General features: G+C 42.4%; 15 protein-coding genes. 8 read left to right on the top strand and 7 right to left on the bottom strand.

Annotated features, from left to right (window positions below):
• Window positions 1-6: 6 nt before the first annotated feature.
• Window positions 7-4401: a translocation/assembly module TamB domain-containing protein gene (locus tag D1164_RS12620; protein ID WP_449405541.1), complete on the bottom strand. Its 4395-nt coding sequence runs from the start codon at window positions 4399-4401 to the stop codon at window positions 7-9.
• Between the two features lie 258 nt (window positions 4402-4659).
• Here D1164_RS12620 and tsaD point away from each other — a divergent pair, with 258 nt between their 5' ends.
• The 3 genes from tsaD (at window position 4660) to D1164_RS12605 (ending at window position 9436) form a co-directional block, all read left to right on the top strand.
• On the top strand, window positions 4660-5712 hold the full coding sequence (gene tsaD / locus D1164_RS12615; RefSeq protein ID WP_119350343.1) for a tRNA (adenosine(37)-N6)-threonylcarbamoyltransferase complex transferase subunit TsaD: 1053 nt from the start codon (window positions 4660-4662) through the stop codon (window positions 5710-5712).
• A gap of 36 nt (window positions 5713-5748) precedes the next feature.
• Window positions 5749-6441, top strand: coding sequence for a DNA/RNA nuclease SfsA (gene sfsA / locus D1164_RS12610; protein WP_119350447.1), 693 nt, complete (start codon window positions 5749-5751; stop codon window positions 6439-6441).
• Window positions 6442-6628: 187 nt separating this feature from the next.
• Window positions 6629-9436 (top strand): family 78 glycoside hydrolase catalytic domain, encoded by a 2808-nt coding sequence (locus tag D1164_RS12605; RefSeq protein WP_119350342.1) that lies wholly within the window; start codon window positions 6629-6631, stop codon window positions 9434-9436.
• A gap of 38 nt (window positions 9437-9474) precedes the next feature.
• Here D1164_RS12605 and D1164_RS12600 read toward each other — a convergent pair whose 3' ends face one another.
• The 3 genes from D1164_RS12600 to D1164_RS12590 all read right to left on the bottom strand — a co-directional run bounded on the left by D1164_RS12600 (window position 9475) and on the right by D1164_RS12590 (window position 11922).
• On the bottom strand, window positions 9475-9699 hold the full coding sequence (locus D1164_RS12600) for a hypothetical protein (RefSeq protein ID WP_147372175.1): 225 nt from the start codon (window positions 9697-9699) through the stop codon (window positions 9475-9477).
• 109 nt (window positions 9700-9808) lie between these two features.
• Window positions 9809-10516: a 3-keto-disaccharide hydrolase gene (locus D1164_RS12595; protein ID WP_119350340.1), complete on the bottom strand. Its 708-nt coding sequence runs from the start codon at window positions 10514-10516 to the stop codon at window positions 9809-9811.
• A gap of 122 nt (window positions 10517-10638) precedes the next feature.
• Window positions 10639-11922, bottom strand: coding sequence for a glucuronyl esterase domain-containing protein (locus D1164_RS12590; protein WP_206610999.1), 1284 nt, complete (start codon window positions 11920-11922; stop codon window positions 10639-10641).
• Between the two features lie 207 nt (window positions 11923-12129).
• Here D1164_RS12590 and D1164_RS12585 point away from each other — a divergent pair, with 207 nt between their 5' ends.
• The 5 genes from D1164_RS12585 to D1164_RS12565 all read left to right on the top strand — a co-directional run bounded on the left by D1164_RS12585 (window position 12130) and on the right by D1164_RS12565 (window position 20918).
• Complete coding sequence (locus tag D1164_RS12585; protein WP_172594443.1) at window positions 12130-12684, top strand: RNA polymerase sigma-70 factor; 555 nt, start codon at window positions 12130-12132, stop codon at window positions 12682-12684.
• 62 nt (window positions 12685-12746) lie between these two features.
• On the top strand, window positions 12747-13913 hold the full coding sequence (locus D1164_RS12580) for a FecR family protein (RefSeq protein WP_119350338.1): 1167 nt from the start codon (window positions 12747-12749) through the stop codon (window positions 13911-13913).
• A 149-nt stretch (window positions 13914-14062) separates the two neighbouring features.
• Complete coding sequence (locus tag D1164_RS12575; protein WP_172594442.1) at window positions 14063-17524, top strand: SusC/RagA family TonB-linked outer membrane protein; 3462 nt, start codon at window positions 14063-14065, stop codon at window positions 17522-17524.
• Between the two features lie 46 nt (window positions 17525-17570).
• On the top strand, window positions 17571-19637 hold the full coding sequence (locus D1164_RS12570) for a RagB/SusD family nutrient uptake outer membrane protein (protein WP_119350336.1): 2067 nt from the start codon (window positions 17571-17573) through the stop codon (window positions 19635-19637).
• Between the two features lie 162 nt (window positions 19638-19799).
• Window positions 19800-20918, top strand: coding sequence for a serine hydrolase domain-containing protein (locus D1164_RS12565; RefSeq protein ID WP_119350335.1), 1119 nt, complete (start codon window positions 19800-19802; stop codon window positions 20916-20918).
• Between the two features lie 283 nt (window positions 20919-21201).
• On the opposite strand, the gene D1164_RS12560 is transcribed toward D1164_RS12565, so the two are convergent.
• From D1164_RS12560 to D1164_RS12550, 3 genes are all read right to left on the bottom strand, one after another.
• Window positions 21202-22533, bottom strand: coding sequence for a c-type cytochrome (locus D1164_RS12560; RefSeq protein WP_206610998.1), 1332 nt, complete (start codon window positions 22531-22533; stop codon window positions 21202-21204).
• Entirely contained in the window at window positions 22530-23966 is a 1437-nt protein-coding gene (locus D1164_RS12555) for a c-type cytochrome (protein WP_119350334.1), read from the bottom strand. Before D1164_RS12555 ends, D1164_RS12560 begins: the two co-directional genes overlap by 4 nt.
• 137 nt (window positions 23967-24103) lie before the next feature.
• Window positions 24104-24874, bottom strand: coding sequence for a hypothetical protein (locus D1164_RS12550; protein ID WP_119350333.1), 771 nt, complete (start codon window positions 24872-24874; stop codon window positions 24104-24106).
• Between the last annotated feature and the right edge of the window lie 71 nt (window positions 24875-24945).

Here is a 24945-nt window from a genome sequence, read left to right as displayed (position 1 = left end):
TAAGACTCATTCTTTCTCTTTCCGCGAAAAAATTGCCTTCATTTTTTCAAGCAGATCGTTGAAGTCATTATATTCTTCAGTGAATGTAAATCCGACTCCCTGGGTGTATGGAGCCGTTTCGTAAATCAGGTTGTTGTTGGACCGGTTGTAAGCTTTGAATCGGATTTTCCCGCTGGGAATAAGTTTCACATTTACGTCAAAATCACCAACCAACTGACTGTTGTTCGTTGAATTCGGATTGTTATTATTTCCTATATTTCCGTTGATGGTCACCCGGTCATTAAATATCTGGGTGCTCATGGCCAGTTCAATTTCGTCGTTGGTAATTTGGTTCCCGGGGCGGTAGTTTAGCCCGATATCGACATTGCTGCTGATTTGGGAGAGCCAGTTGCTTAACTGGTTTGAAAACAATTCGCTCGCAGTTGTGCCAATCAGGTTGGGGTTTTGAGCTTCATACGTTCCGCGCAGGTATTCCGGGGTGTAAAATTTACCCAGCACCACCAGCGAGAGAATTTGTTTGTTCATTTCTTCGGAAGTATTAAAGAATTGCCGCAGCTCTTCCACCAAGCGATCTTCTACTGTCGGGAAATCAATTTCAAAGTCGATGTTCGGGTTCGAGAGTTCTTCCGAAAGGAGTATTTTGCATTCTACCGGAATTCGTTGGCTTTGGTAGATGTTGTCGTAGGTATTTACCAGCAGATCGTAAAGTGATGCCTTTAGTTTGTAAACTGCATTGATGTCAACCATAGCATCGTAAGGGTCACCGGACCAGTCAATGGTTCCCCCCTGTTCGATCGTAAAACGTTTGTTTATCACATTTTGCAGTGTGAAAAGGTAATCCCCTTTTTCAACGGTATAATTTCCTGAAAGGGTAATGTTGTTCTCTTTGTCCATTCCAAACCGCAGAATTCCTTCTCCCTGAGCCCGGATAATATCTCCTATTTGCGAATTGTAGATAAGTTGGGCCCTGGCGTCAGGGGTAGCGGTAATGGTCAGGTCCAGGCTGAAATCGCCTTGCTCCTTCCGGGAAAACAGAAACTTTTCTTTGTCGGGATCTTCGTCCGAAACAAACTGTATAAAGTCGTAACGCTCCAGTACGCTTTCATCTTCCAGGGAAATATTTACATTGGTTCCGGACAATGTGGTGGCAGCTCCGGTAAGGTTTACATTTTTGCCCCGTCCGGTAATATTCACCCGGCCATTGGCCACTACCTGTCCAAAAAATTGCGGATTGTTCCGGGCCGTGGTATTCATGGCAATGAGACGGGGAGAGGACAATGCCAGGTTGTACTGCATGTCGCGAAAGTTTTGATGCACAATTGTTCCGTGGAATGTTCCCCGGTTCCCTGACAGGTCCTGAATAGAGATTCTGTCAAAAAGGATGGTATCCGCTTTAAAATAGACCGAGTCGGTAAAATAATAGCTTACCTGAGTGTAATCTATGGAGAGGCCTGCATTGAGCCCTTCGAGCGCTCCGTCAAGCAAAATTTTATCGGGCGTTCCGTGAATTTTTAGTTTGCCTGAACCATCGCCATGAAAATTGGAAAAGTTGTTCCGGATAACGGTTTCCAATACTACTAACGACAGGTGGTCGAAATTGGCGTGGTAGAGCAGTTCCCCGTTTTCGGGATTGTAACTTCCGCTTGCAAACAGGCTTTCCCGCTGGTTACTAACAATTTTCATTTCCGACTCCAGTACAGACTTTTGATGATCCCATTTATTTAACAGTGTTAAGTTCCCAATTTTTTGATCCCTGAACCTGAACTGATCAATGTTTAGATCCGAAAAAAGGAGGCGTTGTCCGTAATAGTCCTGCAACGATGCTGAACCATTGAGTTCTCCTTCCAGGGGCAGCTCTTTTTCCATGTAAGCTCCGAGGTTGGCTAAGTTTATATTTTTAAAAAGTATTGTCAGCAAACTGGAGTCATCTTCGGCAATGGTTCCGTCAATATCAATGCTCTGTTCACGGTTGTACGCCCTGAGATTGTTGACATTTATTGTTGTGCTGTCTATACTTGCCGAGAAAGGATCGATTTGCCAAAGGGAATCAGCCACTAAAATTTGTGATGGGAAACCCTCAATGTCGATGTGGGAATGAGCTGTGCCTTCCGGTTTTGTTAAAATAGCCCTGCTCAAAATCTCCCCGTTATATTTTTTGTTTCCGGCCACTCCTTCCGACAAGCTTTCCTGTCCCCAGGCAATCTGATTTCGGATAATATTGTTTTCAATCTCGGAATCAACGGTCAGGTTTTCGAGTCTCATGCCGTTTTTCAGGAGGAGTTCTCCAAAACGGAACCGGGAGCCATACACATTTTCCCTCGGGCTGTTGCCGATAAAAATGTTTCTAATCATGAGGTCTTTGGTGCGGAGGCCCGGGATACTCCCTTTGAGTTCAAATACCGATTGCCCGGAATCGAACCTTCCGTAAATCAGAAACGGGGTTTCTATGGAAATTCCAGGTGTAAAAACAGTGGTTAGAGGATCCAGGTTTTTTACGTCAATCTGGTACCCGAATTTGTTTTCTTTTTCCTTGCTTTCCGGCTCATACCCAATGACTGGAAGATACCGGTACATACTTTTTTCAAAAGCATCGAGAATATTCTGAAAGTGGTAACTGCCATTAATTTCAACATCGAAATAGTTGGAGGAGAAAGTGAGGTAGTTGTTCAGTCCGCTTGGAATGGATTCCAGTTCGATGCCTCCGAGGTTCAGCTCGCCGTTTCGGTTTTTGTAGTTTCCTTTTTCAACCTGGATGGAGCCGGCCAGGTTGTCGATTCTGTCCCCGGAGAAGTTGGCATTCATCAAAAACGACAGTTCGGAGTTCGGATATCTCTCGCCAAGGTTTAACTTTCCGGGCAGGGCTTTGTGCAGGTCAAGGCGGAAGTCAAATACCGGTACTTCGGGATTGAAGTTTACTTTACCGAGGAAATCGAACTGAAGGTTGGAGTCGTTCATTACTACCAGTCCATCGAACATCCGTTTGTTGAGGATGCCATCAAGCTGAATGTTTCTGTATGTGTAATTATTAATGTCCACCTGTGAAATGCCGCCATCAAATTCTCCGGCAAACGAATGACCAGCCAGATCATAATATCCGTCTACCATGCCGTTGAAGGTTATGTTGCCCACCTGTTCGGTTTTTAACAGTTCTCCCAGCATAAAATCCTGGGAGGCTACTTTCCCCCGGTAAACCACGCCTTTCTTTTCGTCGGGAACTACAGAGAGGTCAGTGGTTATGGTCCCCATTTCGCTTTTGAGGGTTCCGTAAGTCACAAAATCAGTGAAAAAGCCGGTGAAATTACCTTCGTAGGTAATCAGCCCCGCCTCGTAAAGCGTCTCCGGAAAATGGAGAAAATATATTTTGTCTTTTCCGGGCAGTTTAATCCTGCTTAGTTCATCGAATGTAGTTTGGGAACGTTTTAAATCAAGAAAAAGATACATCGATTCTGTACTGGTAATATCGTTGGCATAAAAATCCAGCAGAGCGTAGGTTCTTTTTCCTGTTACCAATTCTAAGTTTTTCCCTTTCAGATTATTTATGCTTCCGTAAATTTGGCCCGAGCAGTCAACGATCTGATCCATGCCCCTGAGCCGTGGCACCAGCTGAGACACATCGTAAAAGCTAATTTGAGAATGGGAAAACCGGAAATCGAATTGCACCGATTCTGCAAAAGTTGCATCTTTTGCTAATTCTTCAGGCAGTTCGATTAGAAACCGGCTGTTACTGATGTTGGAGTGGCTGGTTGTCATATTAAATCCATCCAGTTCAATTTTATTTCCGCTGAAAAGGAGGGAAGAATGCAGGTTTCGTATGCTGAACTCTTTGCCGTCGTTCAGTGTAAACTGGTTGATTTTCAGCCGCAGTGAATCTTTCAGAAAGTAAAAATCGGAAACGGCAAAATGAAGATCCTCTACACTTAGGGTTTGAGGCTCCTGCTGGTGCAGATCCCTGTAGACCACAGTCGCATTATCAAAACTGAACTGTTTACAGCTATATTGCCAGTCGTGGGGTTTTTCGTGGGGAGACTTCAGCGAATCAATTATAAAACTAAAATTGAACCGGTTGGCTGAATCGCGTCTTGCGTCCACAATGGTTCCATTAAATGTAAGTTGCCTGAAAGCAATTTTGCGTTTTTTGATTTTTAAGGTATCAATTTGAGCAGAAACGGATTGTACAAAGAGCAGGGTATCTGCTTGCTGATCTTCTACCAGTACATCTTCCAGAATTACACTTCGAAAAAAGGCAATATCTACCTTCCCAATTCGAATATTGGCATTTATTTTTTTTGATAAATGATCGGCCAGTTGCCGGGTGAGATAAGTTTGCACTCCGCTGTTTTGGAGCGCCCAATAAGCTCCTCCTGTCAGACTGAGGAGGAACACCAAAATCAGGAGCGCTATTTTCCGGCCTTTTTTGATAATTTTGCCCTTTTTAAATTATGAGACGAACATAGCTTTTTCCGGGAACAAAATTAGGAATAATATGGTTGTTTTATTAACCGTAGTCGTTTAATAATTTTCATAAAAGTTTCCCGGAATAAGGTTACTTTTTAAATCATGTAAGAATGAAACGAGCCATCAGTAAAAGTTTTACACAAAGCTGGATTTTTATAATGGCAGGTTTCATGTTTTACGATAAAAATATGCAACGATAAAAACATGAAAAACTTCAGTATAAAAAACAAAAAAGATGCCAATGTTACTATCCTGGGTATCGAATCATCGTGCGACGATACTGCTGCTGCTATTATTCGCGACGGGGTTATTTTATCGAATGTGGTGGCCGGTCAGAAAGTGCATGAAGAATATGGCGGGGTAGTACCCGAATTGGCTTCAAGAGCGCACCAGCAAAATATTATTCCGGTAGTTGACAGGGCCATTGCCCGTGCGGGAATCGAAAAAAGCGACATTTCAGCGGTGGCCTTCACCCGCGGGCCGGGACTGCTGGGGTCTTTGCTAGTAGGCACTTCGTTTGCCAAAGGGTTTTCCCTTGCTGCCGGTATTCCGCTTATCGAAGTGAACCATCTCCAGGGACATGTACTTGCCCTTTTTATTAAGGAAAAAGACGGAGCATACAATCCGCCGAAGTTTCCGTTTTTGTGCCTGCTGGTTTCAGGAGGAAATTCACAGATTATTCTCGTTCGTGATTACCTTGATATGGAAGTGATTGGTCAGACTATTGACGACGCCGCTGGCGAAGCTTTCGACAAATGTGCCAAAGTGATGGGACTGCCTTATCCCGGTGGCCCGCATGTAGACAGGCTGGCAAAACAGGGAGATCCGCACCGTTTCAACTTTGCCAAACCCAGGATTTCCGGTCTGGATTACAGTTTCAGCGGGCTGAAAACCAGTTTCCTTTACTTTTTGAGAGATAATCTGAAAGAAAATGAAAACTTTATTGAAGAGAACCAGGCCGATCTTTGTGCTTCCCTGCAGTTTACAATTATCGATATTTTACTGAATAAATTGAAAAAAGCAGCCAAACAAACCGGGGTGAAGGAAATTACGGTTGCCGGTGGAGTGTCGGCCAATTCAGGGTTACGAACTGCCTTGCAGGAAAATGCCAACAAGCATGGGTGGAACTTGATTATTCCCAAGTTTGAATACACCATGGATAATGCAGCAATGATTGCCATTACGGGATATTACAAGTACCTGAACGGGGAATTTGCAGGACAGGATGCGGTTCCGTTTGCCCGTACTCAGCTTTGAGTTTGATGTTTAATGTTTAATGAGAAGGGGACAGGTATGAAATTTCAGGAAAAATTAATTCGCGGAACGCTTATTAAAAGGTATAAACGTTTTTTGGCTGATGTAAAACTGGATAACGGAGAGCAGGTAATTGCACATTGTACGAACTCCGGCTCCATGAAAAGTTGCATCGAACGCGGAGCCGAGGTTTATTTGTCGCCGGTAAACGATCCAAAGCGAAAAACACGATTTACCTGGGAGATGATAAAAATAAACGGCGACTGGGTCGGAATAAATACCGGAAACCCAAATAAACTGGCTTTTGATGCTATTGTGAAAGGAACCATCCCGGGGTTGGGAAATTATACAACGGTAAAGCGGGAAGTAAAGTTCGGAGATTCGCGCTTTGATGTTTTTGCTGAGAACGACACCGAAACATGTTTTGTGGAAGTGAAAAATGTGACGCTGAAAGAGGGCAATTTCGCTTTGTTTCCGGATGCTGTTACCACCCGCGGGCAGAAGCACCTGAAAACACTTATGGAGGTAAAAAAACAGGGAATGCGTGCTGTGATGCTTTATATTGTGCAGCGTTCAGATGTGGAGATTTTTGCCCCTGCTGAGGAAATCGACCCCAATTATGCCTCGACACTACGCGAAGCGGTTGCTGCCGGCGTAGAGGTGATTGCCATGCAGGCAACCGTTACACCAGATAAAATTGAATTGTCAAAAAAACTCCCGGTGGAGTTATGATGGGGCGCATTGCAGATTCATTCGGACAAGAAAGTGTTGTGTAAATGTGGCACAGGTAGATCGTTTGTTGTTTTGCACATTGGATTGTTTGTCCGCTTTTTTGGTTATTTTTAACGTATCATAAAATAAGCCTGTATGTTCCATCTTTACTGCGGGCAATCATTTTAAAAATCTATTTCTTAAAACTATGAACTACATTGATTTATCGCTTCCCATTAGAAAGTTAACCCCGGTTTTTGCTTTTTTGTTTCTCTTTTTAACAGCCTGCGATGCTCCTGTAAGTCTGAAAATTGACAGTTTAACGGTAGAGTACTGCAGCAACCCATGGGGTGTTGATGTTCCGCAGCCTCGTTTTTCATGGAAGTTAAATTCGGAACAGCGGGGCGTTTCTCAGTCTGCGTTCCGGCTGATTATTGGAGAGAGTAGGGAAGAAGTGGAAAAGAAAAATGGCTCGGTTTGGGATACCGGCAAAATATCGGGAAGTCAAACGGTAAACCTGGAATATACAGGATTACCGCTGCTAAGCAACAAAAAATATTACTGGAGAGTTTGTACATGGCTTGATGAAGATAAATTTGCCTGGAGTGATCCGGCTATGTTTCATACAGGAATTCTCAATGAAACAGAATGGCAGGCAAAATGGATTACCACACAGGAAGAAATAGTGCACTCAAGCCCGCTGTTGGGCAAAAGATTTCAGGTGGAAAAAGAAATAGAACAGGCTGTGGCTTTTGTTACGGCCTGTGGTTATTATGAATTTTTCCTTAACGGGAGGAAGGTAGGCGATCATGTACTGGATCCGGGCATTACCGATTACAATAAAACTATTATATATTCTACATACGATGTTGGTGAAATGCTTAAAAAAGGAGCGAATGTGGCCGGTGCCATGTTGGGCAACGGAGCATGGAATATGCGTAAAGTTGAAGGGCGGTGGAGCTGGGGCGGGGGAGGCGCTACCTTTGGAAATCCCGCTTTTTTGATGCAGTTAATGATAACCTATACCGATGGTAGTCAGGATGTAATTATTTCCGATGATACATGGAAAACAAAACCAGGTCCGATTACCTTCAACAATATTTACGGCGGGGAAGATTACGATGCCCGCAAAGAGGTTGCAGACTGGGCATCCACCGGATTTGATGATGGAACCTGGCAGCCGGTAACCGTGTCAGAAGGTCCCGGAGGAACCTTGAAGTCGCAACTGATGCCGGCCATAAAGGTTACCAAAACTATTCAGCCAGTGAAAGAAATTAATCCCGAACCGGGAGTGTTTTTATATGATTTGGGGCAGAATATTGCAGGTTGGTGGAAAGTGGAAGTAAAAGGAGCCCCCGGCCTGGTAATTCGTATCCGGGGTGCAGAAACACTCAACGACTCGCTTTTTCCCAAACCGCTGGAGGAAGGTGACAGACTCAGTACTAAGTATAAATATCATGCGCAAACCTGGACTGATTACACCCTCAAAAGTAATGAGACGGAAACGTATGAACCCCGATTTTTCTATACGGGTTTCCGCTATATTGAAGTGACCACCGGTGATAATAAAAATCCGGAGCATTTGAAAGTGGAAGGTCGGGTAGTTCGTTCGGCGATAGAACGGAACGGAACATTTGCGTCATCGGATACTTTGCTGAACCAGGTTTTCCGTGCAGGAGTGTGGTCTCAAAAGGGGAATACACACAGTTACCCGACCGATTGCCCGCACCGGGAAAAAGGTGCCTATAACGGAGACGGCCAGGTGATTGCGGAAACATCGATGCACGATTTTCAAATGGCCTCTTTTTATACGAAGTGGCTTAACGATATGCGGGGTGCACAGGAGGATAGCGGACGGATTCCCAATACCTCACCCACTTTGGTGGGCGGTATGGGAGGTGGTGTAGCCTGGGGAAGTGCTTACATTTTAATTCCCTGGTGGATGCATCATTATTACAATGATACGCGTGTACTGAAGGAACACTATCCCAACATGAAGGAATACCTTTACTATTTAAAAAACCTGGGAAGTAAAGATGAGGATCCTTCGGAGCCCTTCATTATCGACAATTTTGATGGCTACTGGTACTCACTTGGCGAGTGGTGTGCGCCGGGGCAGAACGATTGTCCGAACCACGCGGTAGTGAATACTTTTTATTACTATTTTAACAGTGTGTTGCTTTCCAAAATTGCCGGAATTTTAGGCCATTCAGAAGATTCAGATTATTACAGGGCATTGGCTGACACCGTTAAACATAATTTCAACCGGAAGTTTTTTGATCCGGAAACAGCATTGTACGGGACAGAGGAAACTTACCAAACCTATCAGTTGCTGGCACTGGTGGGCGACCTTGTACCGGAAGGATACCGGGAAAAAGTATTTCAAACGGTGGTGAAGGATATTAAAGAAAGGGGAAATCACCTGAATACGGGAATTATAGGCACAAAATATTTATGGCCCGTTTTAGTAATGGGAGGCGAGAATGAACTGGCATACCGGGTAGCTGCGCAAACCACGTACCCCAGTTTTGGTTACTGGATTAATAATAACTCCACCACACTGATAGAAAAATGGTCGGGGGAGCATTCGCACAACCATCAGATGTTTGGCTCAATAACAGAATATTTCTACAAGTTTTTGGCAGGAATTCAATCTCCGATGGAAGGAAATACGGAGAAAGGGTATCAGAATATTCATATTGAACCGTATGTTCCCCACGAACTGAAATTTGTAAATGCCACAGTGGAAACCGTTGCCGGAACGGTTGCCTCAAACTGGAAACAGGAACCGGGCTCATTTGTCCATCAGGTTTCGATCCCGGCAAATACTACCGCAACATTGGCCATCCCTTTGTTAGGGGATAAAGATGTAATCGTTTGGGAGGGCGAATCAAAAATTTGGGAGAATAATCGTTTTAATGGCAACGTGGCTGGTATTTCGGATGTAAAGACGGAGAACGGACGGTTACAGGTATTTCTTGGATCAGGTGAATACCGTTTCAGAGTGGAAAATTAGGAAATGGGAAAAAAGTTTTGGGGGTGACATGGTAACTTCTAAAGGGATTTGAATGGGCCGGTAACCTGCAATCTGGTCGGTATTCCTTCCACCGTATCGGGTATTTGAATAGTTGCCAGATCTGTGCTGTTTTCCACAGACACAACAATCCCGATGTTGTTACCTACCTTGCCTATGCCGACAGCCACCACTCCTTTTTGGCCGAGCCATGTTTTTTCGTAGCGTTGTTTTACTTTAATTGCAAGCGCTGTTTTGTCCATCATGGGTGCGGAAAATTAAGTATTCCCATTTATGTTATTTGTGTATATAAATTTTGCTGAACAGTACCTTCGTAGTCGCCAGTTTTCATTCTGCCAGATTAAGCCGCACCTTTTACTCTGATCCTACCGAATCAGATATTTCTGAAATAGGAGTCAATTCCAACTTCCGGAATTCCACCTCGGAGCCCTCTGCCTGGACAGCAATCTGTCCTTTTGTAGCGGTACAGTTGTAGCCATGATTAACCAATTCGCCATTTACCCAGACTTTTATTTCATCATTCACACACTCTATCACCATGTTGTTCCATTCTCCCACTGGATTTTCCGAGCCGTCGGTCAGGTTTAAAATACGGCGTTTTTTCCCTTCGGTAATTCCCCACTCTTCTTTTGGACCGCGACGTTTCTCCATATTTGCAACGGTAATGTCTTCCACAATACACCAGAAATCTCCTGCATTTTCGTGCATCATCTGTACTTCAAGCGATTTCGGGAACATTTTGTAGAGCGCTCTGGGAGTGGAGGCATGCACCAGTACACCACAGTTCCCGGGCTTGCCGGCAAAGCGGTACGCTGCTTCCAGCCTGTAATTTTGGTAAACCGAATCAGTAATCAGGTGGCCTGCCGGAGTTCCCAGACTAACCAGCATGTTGTTGCGTACAATAAAGGGATTAATAGTGTCAGGGTTTTCATCCATCGCCGGAACATCCACATGCCATCCGGTGAGGTCGGTACCGTTAAACAAAGGTTGCGTTTCAGGTGCTGAATTTTTACAGGACCAAGCTGCCATAAGGATGAGTAAAGAGAGAAGACTTATTTTCATTTTTTTATCATTTTGGTTTTGTCTGTTTTACAGATATTCAGGCTAAAAGGTTCTGGCGATTTTAGTCTGCTAACGTCACCAGGTTATTATCATTCAGCAAGGACAATACTGGTTTGCCCGCTTTACTTGTTAAAAAGTTCCTTGTCAGCCCATAAAATATATTGTTCCCAGTCAAATTCAGTTACGTCATGTTTCCCTGTACGAATATGATAAGCCACCGTATTTTGAACAGGCTGGTTTACGTCGGGCATTTCTTTGGAAGGTATTCCTTCTTTTTCATACAGATTGTAAACAGGTGAGGCATAATAGGCGGAAAGAAACTCTCCCCTGGGATCAGCCCACAGATCCTCTTTTGCACTGGCCACATAAACAGGTCTCGGGGCAATCAAAGCAATCAATTCGTGCTGGTCAACAGGCAGCGACTCTTCGTTTTGATTGAAAATCATAAAATTCCGGCAAAACCAGTGAGGGAAACTTCTGTTAATACGGGCAACCGTTTCACCAAACCGTCTTTTGGAAAGCGCTGCTCCACCACATCCGGAATTGTTGGAAATTACAGCGGCAAAACGTTGGTCGGTAGCGCCGGCCCACAACGCAGTTTTTCCCAGTCTTGAATGGCCAAAAACAATCACCTTATTTTCATCCACTTCATCATCTTGTTCAAAATAATCCATGGCACGGCTTAGTCCCCAGGTCCAGGCAGCAATTGCGCCCCATTCATTATATGCCGGCCTTTGTTGTCCGTCGGTATAAAGTAAAGGATGAATCCCGTTCGAGAAATCGTCTTTATCTGGATCAACCTCACAATAAAAAATGGTAGCCAGCCCATAGCCGGCATCCAGTATCTTTTCAAGTTGCCATCTGTTTTCCCTTACTCCGCGCGATTGCTCCGTTAGTTGGTTGTGGATAATACCAAAGGAGGGGTTATTTCTTGCCCAGGCCTCTGAAATACGGACATGCACATCGTTTGTAACCGTATGGTTTCCGTAAAAATTATACCCCAGAAACACAGGTGCTTTTTCCACATTTTTAGGGAGATAAATCAGAATATTGAAGAAGAGCCTATGACCGTTTTTGCTGAAAATCAAATCCACCTGTTTGCGACGTGCTTTTCCGTTAAGGGCATTGTTACTCTGTTCCACCACTTCCCACGATTCAATTTTCAACTCTCCCGGAATTTTTCCATACACATTGTGCGTGAAAAAATCCAACAGTTCCGGCCGACGAATTTTTTCCCACTGCCTTACATTTTTTATTTTTCTCTTTCTGAACGACTTTAAAGGATTAGGAACTTCAAACTCAGGAACCTTGCTTTCGTCATAATTGGGCTTAAATTCTCCCCCAAACTGGGCACTGGAAAACTGAACTGAAATGAGGATACCTAAAATTAAAACTACATGCTTCATGATTCTCTTCTTATACAATTTTTGCTGGCTTTGCGCTAAAGATATTTAAAATTGGGAAAAAACAATGTTGTGCTCTAACGAAAGGTGGAAGATAAATTCCTTTGGGGGCAATACTTGTAAACATTAACGTGTAATTTTTGAGAATGAAATTAGAAAAGTATAATATATTTGTGAGTTTTACATAAAATTTATAACCCAATTCAGGCAGTGAAAATAGAAGACAGGATATTACTGAATGAAATAAAGAATCGGAACAGGAAAGTATTCGAATCATTGTTTTATGAATATTATCCTCATTTGGTAAGGTATGCCGAAGGATTCGTTTTTGATAGACAGGTTTGTGAAGATATTGTTCAGAATTTGCTTATTTATTTCTGGGAAAGAACAGATTTGATAAAGATTGAACAATCCATAAAGGCTTATTTTTATCAGTCTGTAAAAAATCGTTGTTTAAACTATCTGAGGGATATTCACATTCAGGATAAACACAAGTTACTTTATCTTGAAAGTATGCTAAATGACGATGATTCTGCAACCTGGCTTGATCCTGAGATTATCATGCATATTGAGAAGGCGATAGAAAGATTACCCCTTCAAATGGCTTCCCTTTTTCGGTTAAAATATGTGGATGGGAAAAAATACCGGGAAATTGCCACCGAAAAAAAAATTTCTGAAAACACGGTTAAAACACAAATACAGCGAGCCAAAGAAAAGCTTCGTAATCTGTTGCTTGAATCAACCTCCATTAAATTTTTTCTATAATTTTTTTGTTTTTGTCACCTTTTTTTGGATTTGATGTGTCTTAATATTGAGAACCTTTTAATATGCCTAAAACTGTCACTATAATCGATTTTGAAATTATCTGGAATCAGATTCATTATACTATTTCTGACGAAGAACAAGCATTCTTGAATCAGTGGTTGGAAGAAAGTGCAGATCACCGAAAGTTTTATGAAAGTGTCAAACGGTTTTATGCAGACGGTTCCTCGTTTAAAAATGAAAAAAAAGATATTGACCGGGGTTGGAAAGACTTTGGACGAAAAACAAAACTTCGGCGAAACAAATATTCCCGTCTGCTTTCTTATGCCTCATTCACTTTATTAGGAGTTGTGCTTGCTACTGCCATTTATTTTATTTTGCCCAGGTTTGAAAAACAATCTGTTGTTGAAGAAGTCGATATCCCTATTAAACCTGGGAGTAGTAAGGCTACACTTATTTTAGACAATGGAGAGGTTTACGGGCTTTCTGAAAATAGTGAAGAGGTTTTTTCTGAAGGAGGGGCGCAAATAAAAAATACCGGGGACAAACTTGAATATATTGCAGTAACTCCCGAAGAGGGAGAGGTTCGATTCCATACTTTGGAAGTTCCCCGGGGAGGCGAATATTTCCTTGTATTATCGGATGGAACAAAAGTTTGGCTAAATTCAGAAACGACACTTCGTTACCCTATCCACTTTGAAAAAGAGGAAAGAAAAGTGGAACTAACGGGTGAAGCTTATTTTGAGGTGACGGAAAATAAAGATGCACCGTTCCGGGTTACTTCCGGAGAACAGATAGTCAAAGTGCTTGGTACTAAATTTAATATCTCATCTTTTCCGGAAGATGCGTTTGCTCTTACCACACTTGTAGAAGGAAAAGTTGAAGTGACCCTGGATAAATCGCCGGAAATGAAACAATTGCTTCTGCCCCGTGACCAATGTCGTTTTGAAAAGGAAGAAGGAACGTTTTCCAAAAAGAAGGTTGATCCATATCAGTTTATTGCCTGGAAAGAAGGGCGTTTTGTATTTGAAAATGAATCGTTGTCTGATATCATGAAAACGTTGTCCAAATGGTACGATGTGGATATCTTTTTTAACTCAGAGAAAGCTTCAGGTTACCGGTTCACCGGTAATTTGAGGAGGTATGATAATTTTAGAGAAATTCTGAAAAAAATTGAAAAAACAAATGAAGTTGAATTTATTATAAAAGACCGTCAAATTATTGTGAAGTAAATAATTCTCAAAGAAAAACGGGAAGTGCCGTCAACACTTCCCGTTCAAACAAATAGTAAATTACTAAATGTTTCATTTAACGTTGTAAACTTATGAAAAAAAGTCGATGTATCATTATTCCGTTTACGGGATGGAAAAAATTGTTCCTTATGGCAAGGATAACGGCAATACTATTATTTGCTGGGTTGATGCAGGTTTCTGCAAGTGTTTACTCCCAGAAGACCAGACTTAATTTGAAGTTGAAAGATGCTCCTGTTGAATCTGTATTGAAAGTAATTGAAGAGCAAAGCGAGTTTTATTTTCTTTACCGTTCCGATCTGTTAAAAAAGGTTCCCAGGGTGAGCCTTGATATGAAGGAAGTCAGACTGGAAGAGGTCTTAGACCATGTAGTCGTTCCATATGGTTTTGGGTATGAGGTGGATGATCAGGTAGTGGTTATTAAAAAGACAGAGGAGAAGAAACCACTGGAAAAACAAAAACTCATTGCGCAACAAGAGAATCAGGTGACAGGAACAATAAAGGATGCCTCTGGTCAGCCTTTGCCAGGGGTAACTGTGGTTGTAAAAGGTACAACAACAGGTACCGTTACCGATGTGGACGGAAATTTTACCCTATCCGGTGTGCCGGATAATGCCACTATTGTTTTCTCTTTTGTGGGAATGAAAGCCCAGGAAATAGTTGTTGGTAATCAAACGATCCTTAATATCACTATGCAAACTGATGCCATCGGCCTTGATGAAGTGATAGCTATTGGTTATGGTACAGCACGAAAAAGGGACCTGACCGGCTCCATTGTAAATGTGCAGGCTGAAGAGTTAATTAAATATCAGCCAACTAACGTGCAAGAACTTCTGCGTTCTGCTGTACCTGGTTTGAAAGTGGGGTACAGTACCAGTGCGAAAAATACGCCTGAATTTGAGGTACGTGGAGACAATACCATTAAATCGGACGACGATGATGAGAAAGCGGGAAATCGTCCGTTGATTGTATTGGATGGGATTATCTTTAACGGCGATATTGCTGAAATTAACGTAAACGATATTGCAAGTGTTGATGTGTTGAAAGACGCCAGCGCCGCATCTATTTATGGTTCGCGTGCATCTAATGGAGTAATTGTTTTTACTACCAAAAAAGGTAAGTTGGGTAAACCTCAGATCAGGGTTTCGGCCAAATATGGTTTGGTAACCAAAGGTGAAAGAAACGAGACCTACACTGGTGAGCCAATGTTAAAATGGCTCACGGATGTGCAGGAATCTCTTAGCGGCACTATTGAGGAATCTTGGTCAATTTACGACGATCCACGTAAATTATCGGGTGGTGATTTGGAGGCATGGAAAGAAGCAAGTGGTATTGCCGGCGAAACCAACCAGGATGTAATAAATGAAAGGTGGTTACAAACACTGGGACTCGATAGCGATGAAATAATGCATTTCCAGAATGGCAGGGACTTTGACTGGCAGGATTTTTTGTTCCATACCGGGCAACGGCAAGATTATGATCTGAGCGTATCAGGTCGAAATGAGAATGTGTCTTACTACTGGTCATTAGGATTTGTAGATAGCGAAAGCCTTAAAATGGATGAAAAATATACAGCCATTACATCGCGTTTAAACCTCGATGTAAAAGTGACCGACTTTTTGAATGCTGGTGTATATGCCAACTTTACCTACCAGGATGAGGGCCCAGGTTCGTGGGAGGATAATGGAATAGAAAACGGCGGTTATCGTACAGCTTCACCCTACGATACTCCATGGGAAGCCAGGGTTTGGTATGACGATGAAATTCAGCAAACTGGTGATGATGTTTATCTATACGATAATATATACCTGAAACAAAATCTTTCAGGATCAAATCGCGGTAACATGTTCCTTCCACCAGCCTATACTACAAGGAAATATGACAGGTATCGTTTATTTCCAACCATGTTTGCCAAACTAAGTCTTCCGTTTGGAATTTCTTTTGAAACAAAAATAACGACGCGATTAGATTTCAGAAGAAGGTTCTATTATGAGGACAGCAGCAACCCCGAATGGGGACACGGTGGTGAAGTACGCAGACGCCATAATCAAACATATGAATGGCAATTTGATAATATTTTAACCTGGGATAAGCAGTTTGATGAACATCGGATTGCTGCAACCGGCCTTGTAAATGCTGAACGTAACCAGAGCTGGTACACCGATGCACGGAATTCGGATTTGCAACCAACCGAAGCGCTGGGATATCATGGTATTGGATACGGTGTTTTTCCTGTTGTAGGTTCTGATGATCAGGGGACTACCCGTACTGCACTAATGGGACGTGTGAACTATTCATACAGCAACCGATACAATTTATCAGCATCTATCCGTCAGGATGGTTATTCCCGTTTTGGTGCCAACTATGTGCATGCAACCTTCCCATCGGTTTCAGCAGCGTGGACATTGACCAACGAAGCATTTATGGCGGGCCGGCCAAACTGGTTGGAATTTCTGAAAGTTCGTGCCAGTTGGGGAGTAAACGGGAACAGTAGTGGTCTTAGCTCGTATGCGGCTTATTCCAATTTAGAACGAAATAAAATTCTGAACTGGTCAGGAGGTTTTTTCCCAGCCAACCGCTTAACAATTGAGAGAATAGCAAATCCAAACCTGGCATGGGAGAAAAACAATGCCTTTAACCTTGGAATTGATTACGGCCTTTGGAGTGGTCGTTTGACAGGTGCGTTAGATATTTATTCTTCGAAAACAACAGATTTATTATTGAACAAAAAACTTCCTGTTCTAACAGGGTTCAACGAAATTACAACCAACGTGGGTAGCCTCAAAAACAGTGGATTCGATTTATCTGTTAATTCTGTTAATATTGAAAACAGTAATTTCAGGTGGACTACCAGTTTAAATGTTTCATACAATCAGAATGAGATTATTTCGCTAACAGGTGAGTTAGTTGAAATGACCGATGCAGACGGGAATACCTACATGGCTGAGCCTGATGATTTCGATAATGGCTGGTTTATTGGGGAAAACAAAGACGTCATTTGGAACTTTGAAATGGGCGATGTTTACAGCACTGATGAAGCTGATGAAGCTGAAAAATGGGGACTTCAACCAGGCGATTTCAGGGTTGTTGACCAAAACGGAGACGGTGTGTTGAATACCGATGATAAAGTCTTCCAGGGACTATCTAAAAACCCATGGTACTTAACCATGCGTAACGATTTTACCTGGAAAAATTTTGATATGGGTGTTGTATTCTTAAGTAAATTAGGTTACAAAGGAGAAAGTTCATATCCGTTTAACGTGGATCAGACTTTGATTAAAAACCACAATTGGTACAGTAAATTTAAATACTGGACGCCACAAAATCAAACGAAAGATTTTGCGAGGATAAATTCCATTCGCCTTAATAGTGATATGCAAATTTATGTGCCAAGAGACTATTTACGTTTACAAAACCTTTCGCTTGGATATAATATCCCGTCGAATGTTTTGGAAACGATAAAAGTGAGCCGTGCGCGTGTAGCATTTAATGCCGAAAATGTATTCGTACTCACAGAATGGTACGATGGAGATCCGGAGTCGCGTTTGGAAATGCCAAGGACTTGGTCCTTTAGTGTTGACTTTTCTTTCTAAATCATCATAAGAAATTAAAGTATATTTAAATTCTAAAAATTAAAAGATGAAAAAAAATAAGAATATAGCAGGGTTAGTACTGGTGTTACTTTTAACCTTTACCATGTCTTGTAACGATGAATTTTTAGTGGAAGAGCCAATGTCATTCCTCAGTCCACAAAATACATTCAAAGATGCTGCTGGTTTGCAGGCAGCAATAGATGATGCCATATATTATGTTTTTGATCAGGTACAAGGTGATGGCAGAGAACTACAGTTTAATCACAATATGAGTGATGTTACAAGTGTTAGTAAAACCGACGCCCAAAACTCTTATGCCGACCTGGTAACCTATTTTACGCCTTATAACAACAACCAGGGGCCGGCAGGAAGAAGTGTTGAATCCTATGAAAATGGATACAAGGCAATTAAAGCATGTAATACCGTTATCGATTATATCGACATTCCTGATTGGGCAGAAGGAGAATCCGATCCGGAAAGAAACCACTTGTTAGGGACAGCTTACTTTTTGCGCGCCTTTTTCTACATGCAGTTAACGATGCAATTCGGAAACGTTGCATTCCCCTTGAATGTGGTTTCTGAAGCACGCCAGGATTTTAAAGTGTTTCACATGCAGGGGATTTGGGATCAGATGATTAGCGACCTCGAATTTGCAGTTCAACACGTAAAACCAATTAGTCAACTTCCAAAAGGACAAGCACCAAATTCTGCTGTAAGAATGTTGCTTGCGAAGTATTACATGCTTAACACTGAGTTTGGTAAAGCCGAAGCACAAATGGACGCAGTTATCAACAGCTCAGAAACGCAGTTGTTTACCGATGCGATGGTTGACAGGGATTCGGTTATGGTTGGTAACATGATAAATCCGTACCACGAACAAGGCTGGGAAGGAAGTGGAAAAGCCAAGGAATTATATTTTCCGGGAAGACGCACGATTGTAGCCGCCGATGCCATAAATGTTTTACATACCAATTATGATGGAGAACCTAATCCGTTAGCTACAGAACATGGTACCCAAAAACTAACAAATCCTGAAGGTATATGGTTAATGGTAAATGCGCCTTTCCTCGATGGTAGAATCAGAGAGTCAGCCTCTGTTCGTACCTGGGGGCCTAACTTTGGTACAAAAACCGGTAGGGCTTTTACTCCTGATGGTAAAATTGGCTTTGAAGCAGACCAGGGGTATAAAGGTTTAATGATGTTGAAATTTGGACGTGGACAGGGGTTTGCCGGACCAACAAACTATGGTGAATATGAAATTTGGAACTATAACGGTGAAACAGATTACCAGGACTACCGTCACAAACCAGGAAACTTTTTCTGGATGGAAGATTTAGTCTATGACTATGAACCGTTAAACGGCACTTCCCCTTACTACAGGAAGAATGCTCAGCTTTTCTCTGACGACGGAAGCCTTCTTTGCGAGGACACCATCCGTTGCTGGTACAGTTTCCCACTGTACAAATTCTGGTCGCAAAACTACGAAGATAATGTCAGAAGACAGCACGGTGGAAGAGCACCTATATATATATTGAGAAAAGCGGAGGCTTATTTGCTTCGCGCTGAAGCAAGAGCATGGCAAGAAAATTGGGCTGGTATGCTTCAAGATGTGAATACCATTCGTGAGCGCGCCAATGCTAAAGTAGTATTTAATGTTGCAGATGCACAGCAAATGGGCATAGAAATGGTATTTGATGAGCGTGCTCGTGAATTGTATGGCGAAGAATATCGTCATGACGAAATGGTTCGTTGGTCGGTTATTTTCGCCAAAACCGGAAAACCCTACAAGGGAAAAACCTACTCAATTTCCGGAAATGATATTGAAAAATCGTTGTCTGCAAATAGTTTTTATTACGACAGGCAGATGGAAGTAAACAATTTCTTCCGCGATCAAGTTCCCTGGTTTTCTTATGGTGTGAAATATACAATGGAACCAAAACACATCTGGTGGCCGGTTTACGAACCTTTTCTTATTGGAAACGTTGGTGCTGTATTAAATCAGACCACTGGCTACGAAGGTTCTGAAAATAACATTGAACCTTTAACGCATGTGGTTCAACCTGCAGGTGTTCCGAATACAGATCCGCAATATGCTGTGGAACCACCTGAATAAAAGTTATTTCATAAGTTAGCTTAGTAGGCAAACTTAGTTAGTCTAGATAGTAAGGGTGCTCGGTTGCGGGCACCCTTTTAATATAATGGAATATTCAAATGTTCAGTTTATGAATAGTTATTTTATAACTTTTTGTCAAATAACAAATCAATGTATTGATAAATGAAACAAATCTTTTTTTGTTTAATTTTTAGCACCTTATTGTTGGTATTAGGGGGATGCGAAAAAAAACAGGCGAATGTCATTTATGATAAATCATACATAGAGGAAATAAAACAGACACGAAAAGATATCGCATTACATATTACCAGAAATTATATTCCTGGTGCAACCATTTCTATTGCAAAAGATAATAGAGTAATCTATTCTGAGGGGATTGGTCTGGCCTCAAAAGAATTAGATGTACCTATGACTCGAGAAAATAAACTTAGAATTGGAGATGTTTCTCAAATATTTACGAATATAATTTATTTGAAATTGGTAGAAGAAGGCATTTTGAATCCTGATTCAACAGTTCAGCATTATATTCCTGAATATCCGCCAACGGAATTTAAGCTTGCAATAAAACATTTGCCGTATCATACATCAGGTATTAGAAAGGAAGAACCCGGAGAAACCGAAATACCCGGATTAAACATTACTATTCAAAATGGACTTAAGGATTTCATGAATGATCCATTGACTAATCCTCCAGGATGGTTTCAGGAATCCAGCATGTTTAATTCTAATCTGCTTGGGGCCGTTATGGAGAAAGCAACCAACAAGAATTTTCTGACACTATTAAAAGAATATGTAACCCAGCCGCTTAATTTAACCCATACTCTTATCGACAATCCCTCTGCTATAATTAGCGGTAGGGCAGATTTTTACAATAACAATCTGATGGGGCAAAATATTAATGCACCGTTTCGGGATTTGAGGTACAAGGCGCCTTCTAAAGGTATTTTATCGAATACCGAAGATTTGGTAAAATTGGGAATGGCTATTCTGGAGTCGGAATATTTTAACGAAGAGTTTAGAGAAAATTTTTTTGAACCGTGCGATCTTTACGGAGGGTTTAAATCTGAAATGGCCAATGGTTGGTTGATAATGCAGGATAAAAAAGGAAGAGAATTTTATGGAAGTGGTGGAGGTGTTACAGGAGGTGGAGCTGCAATCCTCATTTATCCTGATGAAAGTTTAGTTGTTGCATACGCTGTAAACCACACTTTAGAAACCGATATGCCGGTATTTAAAATTGCCCATCATTTTTTACAAGATCTAGGATCTGACGAAAAGTAAAAATCAGGATTGACCGTTAGGTTGGTGTAAATAGGATGTTTATATTTTTCGTTTATGAATAAGATATTTACCTGTCCGTGTAGAACTCTCTATAAAACGAATAAAGGCTTGGGGTAAAAGAGTTAAGAATTTGTATTTGCAAGTATGAACAACTGAGAATTTGCCGGCTGAAAGAAAATCACATGTGGTTTTACTCCTAACCTTGTTCCGTTTGACCCCCGAAAATCACGTGTCGTTTTAACCGGAACCAGGTATTATTTTAAGAAAGTGGCTTTTGCTTTTCTCAATTCCACTTTTCCTCCAGCACATAATTGGCTACATCGGTCAGTTGCTGGTCGGTGAACTGTGGGAAACCGGTCATTACCGGATAATCCAGGCGTTTTCGTCCCGGTTTTTTTATCCACTGTTTCAGCCCGGAGATGTCGTTTTGATAAACTTCTGACGCTTCGGTCATGGGTGGCCCTACAAGCCGGGTGGTGGCGGCATGACACACTGCGCAGTTGGTTTGAAAAATATCCTGACCGGGAAAAGCTGATTCTTTTTCGGTTTCTATTTCCGGAAGCAAAAGGTTCTCGTGGGCCTTTCTTACCGCTTCCCAATGGGCAGCGGTTCGTTCAGCCATCATCTTTTTGTGTGTCTTCAGGGCATTTTCGCGGTAAAGGTGCCGGCCTGTTCCCATAAAAGCTACTAAAAAGGAAAATAATACCAATACCAGGTAAAATCGTTTGCCGGGAATTTGAGTCTTTTTATTCAGTATTTTCCAGAGCTGTACCAACACGATAACGGCAATGGTCGCCCCGGCCAGTATTACCCAAAATAATCCCCAGGTTACACCTTTTGCAGGGAGTGTTAAAAAAAGCAATGGCCCGAAGATAAACTGTAAACCCGTGGCTGCCAGAGCCAGGTTGAGCATCTGTTTTTTTATTTCAGCCTTTGTGAGATTTTCAAATCTTCCTTCCATCCTGAATTTTTTCCGCCCGAACCACCAGGCCAGGAATAACCCGGTAACGGCCATGCAGGCAGTCACAAAGTGAAAATAGCGCGGGAAAACATTGGGTAGAGTCAGTGCATCAAAGAATCCCTGTATTTCGCCCCATTTTTCCGGGAACAGCATCAGGTTGATGTTGGTCAGGAAAATGAAAGGGATGAGCAGAAAACTCATAACGCCGGCACCGAGAATGCTGAGGTGCAGGGGCTTGTTGTCCGCCAGTCTGTCCCAGGAGTACTTGTGCAGGTAAAAAAGAAGAAAAGCCACTGCCACCCAGGGCACTATTGAAATCCAGATATTACCGGTGAGCGTGTTGGATGAATAAAAGTGAAGGGTATAAAGCACATTGATGGACAAAAGGGGCGCAACCCCTAAAACCACGGCCAGGCTTTTATTGACCGTGATTGTTGTTGCAATTTCACGTGCCAGCCGATCGTAATCGTTATTTTTTTTACCGCGCAGTTCGTACCAGAAAGTGAGAATGCTGCTGCCAACCATTAGGTTAATGAACAGGATGTGCAGCAGAAATGAAAAGACCAGGATAAAAACCAGCAGCCATTCCGGAAGCGGCAGTGGGAGGGGAATGTCTTTCGGAATCGGTATTTGTGTCAGTATGGCAACCATCATTTTTCTAAATTTTGAAGTTTGTATTCGATTTCTTTTACCTCAACCCCTTTGATTTGAGGCCCCTCCAGCGTTTTTGGATTTCTTTGCTGTTCGGCAATCCAGGCGGCGAGTGCACCCAGTTCTTCATCGTTGCCCGGAAATGGCGGCATGTAATACCTTACGTTGTGCATATTTTTCATATATGTTTTCATCGCCTCCTCATTCAGCGGGGTCTCGGTACCGTACATCAGTTCAAATCTTTTCACCACAGAGTTGATGCCGTGTGTAGTATGACAGCGGGTGCAGGTCAGGGTGAACACCGCCTCACCGGCCGGCAGTTTGTTTTCTTCCGTTATTTCTGACAGGGCAGAGTAGGGGGTGTGTTTCAGTAAGCCGGTTTGCTGGTAGAGTGGATATTCTTCGACCAGGATTCCGTTGGCATACATGTATTCCCCGATGACATAAGGTTTACGGATAAACTCGCGCAGCCGCTCGAATACCCCGAGGAACAGGAAGGAGGAAATAACCGGGATAATCAGTAAATGTTTGGGTAAGCGGCGGGGAGAAAAGGTGCCCAGGATGCCCACTAAAAATCCGATGGAAATGACCACAATCATAACGGTAACCAGCGAACCGTACCAGTTTTGAAACTGCTGGGTTCCGATGGCTACCGGAAGATTCCCGATCATCACCCGGGGAATGTGCCAGTAGTAAATAAAAGCCCCGCTTGCGGCAAGCGGCATCCATAGTAAAATCCAAAAGGAGATGTATTTCATTATTCCGGTTTTCCATGTATTCTGCTTCTTCATTACATAGGCCGTAACCATGAGCGCTACACACCCTGCCATCATCATGGCGACTGGCGTGCGGAAGATAAGCTGCGGAAGGTAAATCGGATTGAGAAAACCGGAAACAAGCGATTTCTTTTCTACCCAGCTTCCGGGGTCCATCATAAAGGCGAGTATGCCCACAATAATGGCCATGGTGAGCCATGAAAAAATACTGAGCCATACGCCAAATAAAATATGCTGCCGTTTTCGCCGGGGCGATTCGTTTGACCTTTTCCAGGTGAGGAAATAGATCATGATAAAAATTACTTCCAAAACGAAAATGATCCATTCCGTGAACCAGGCAAAATAAAATACGCGTATCAGGCTTCCCAGCGATGCCGGGTTAGCCAGCGACGTGGCAAACCAGATACCAACCCCTGTTAGCGCCCCCACCGATGTGGTTATAATAAAGGCGAAAAACATGAGTTTGCGGGCCATCTCATCCCAGGCTTTGCCTTCGTTGGGTTTGGTTTTACTTTTCAGGTAGCCCCGGAACTCAAGGACTGTTACCAGCGGAGCAAAACCCACGGCCAGTGCATGGTTAATTAAAACATGGAGAATAGCAATAATGGCAACCAGCATACGATTGCCCATGAAATCGAGGTGAAACAAAGGAAAGTCCATTAATTTCCGGTTTTTTTATTTTCGGAAAATATAAGAATAATTTCCATTCTTCCGTCCGACAAATGAACAAAAAACCGGAATCAATCTGTTTGGGCTGTTTAATGTCGGGCTTTTTATCGAATAAAATCAATTAATTGTTATTTCCACCATTCCCGGTATTCTTCTTTTATGGCCTGCTTGTCATTGTTAATGGCATGGCGCAAATTTTGCCAGCCATATTGTAAATACCCGTCGGCGGGAGAAAAGAATCCTGCTCCCATGTCGAGCCCCCCGGCAAGCGGGATCCTAAAATCACCCCAGTTGCAAATTTTTGTAACGGTTGAATGATACCCCTTCCAGGTGCCGGCAAACTGATTATTCCGGTAATTGTCGGAGGCCTGTTCAATGGCGTCGTACACGATTTGTCCCTCTTCGTTCAGGTACCATAATGTGGACAGCCTGCCTTCAAAAATACCGGCATGTGTTTGCAAACTGTCTTCGGCAAAGCGGTATATTCCCGATAAAATACCTTGCTTTTCTATCCCTTTGTTTTTGTATTCTTCATCAACCCCGTAATGAAGATTTTTAAACAGCCGGATCGAAGTGATTTCAATGGTGCCGCTAAACGAACAAATATTGCCTTTTACCATCGACTTGCCGTATATATGATAGATTTCAGGATGGAGCGAGTCCTTGGTTGCCCAGATAATTTTAATTTTAAGCCGTTGAAAATGGTTGCCGATGATTCCGTATGTGTAGCGGTTGTCAAATTCTGTCCACAGCGCTCCAAAATCGTATTTTAGAAAACTCTCTTTGTATTCCTTATCAAGCAGGGTGTCATCGGTTACCCAAACAAGCAGTTTGGGGTTTGTTTGCCCGAAAATATTTAATGTGATGAGAAGCAGGAAAATGACGGTGGAACATTTCATTGTTGTTTTTTTTATTACGGGTGGTGACTGTTTTTTTCAACAGTATAAGAAAACGAAATTAAATGATGCGG

Origin of the sequence: Mariniphaga sediminis, assembly GCF_003573545.1 — a bacterium.
GTDB lineage: Bacteria > Bacteroidota > Bacteroidia > Bacteroidales > Prolixibacteraceae > Mariniphaga > Mariniphaga sediminis.
The sequence above is the reverse complement of the archived record's forward strand: the minus strand, read 5'-3'. Positions and strand labels throughout refer to the sequence as shown.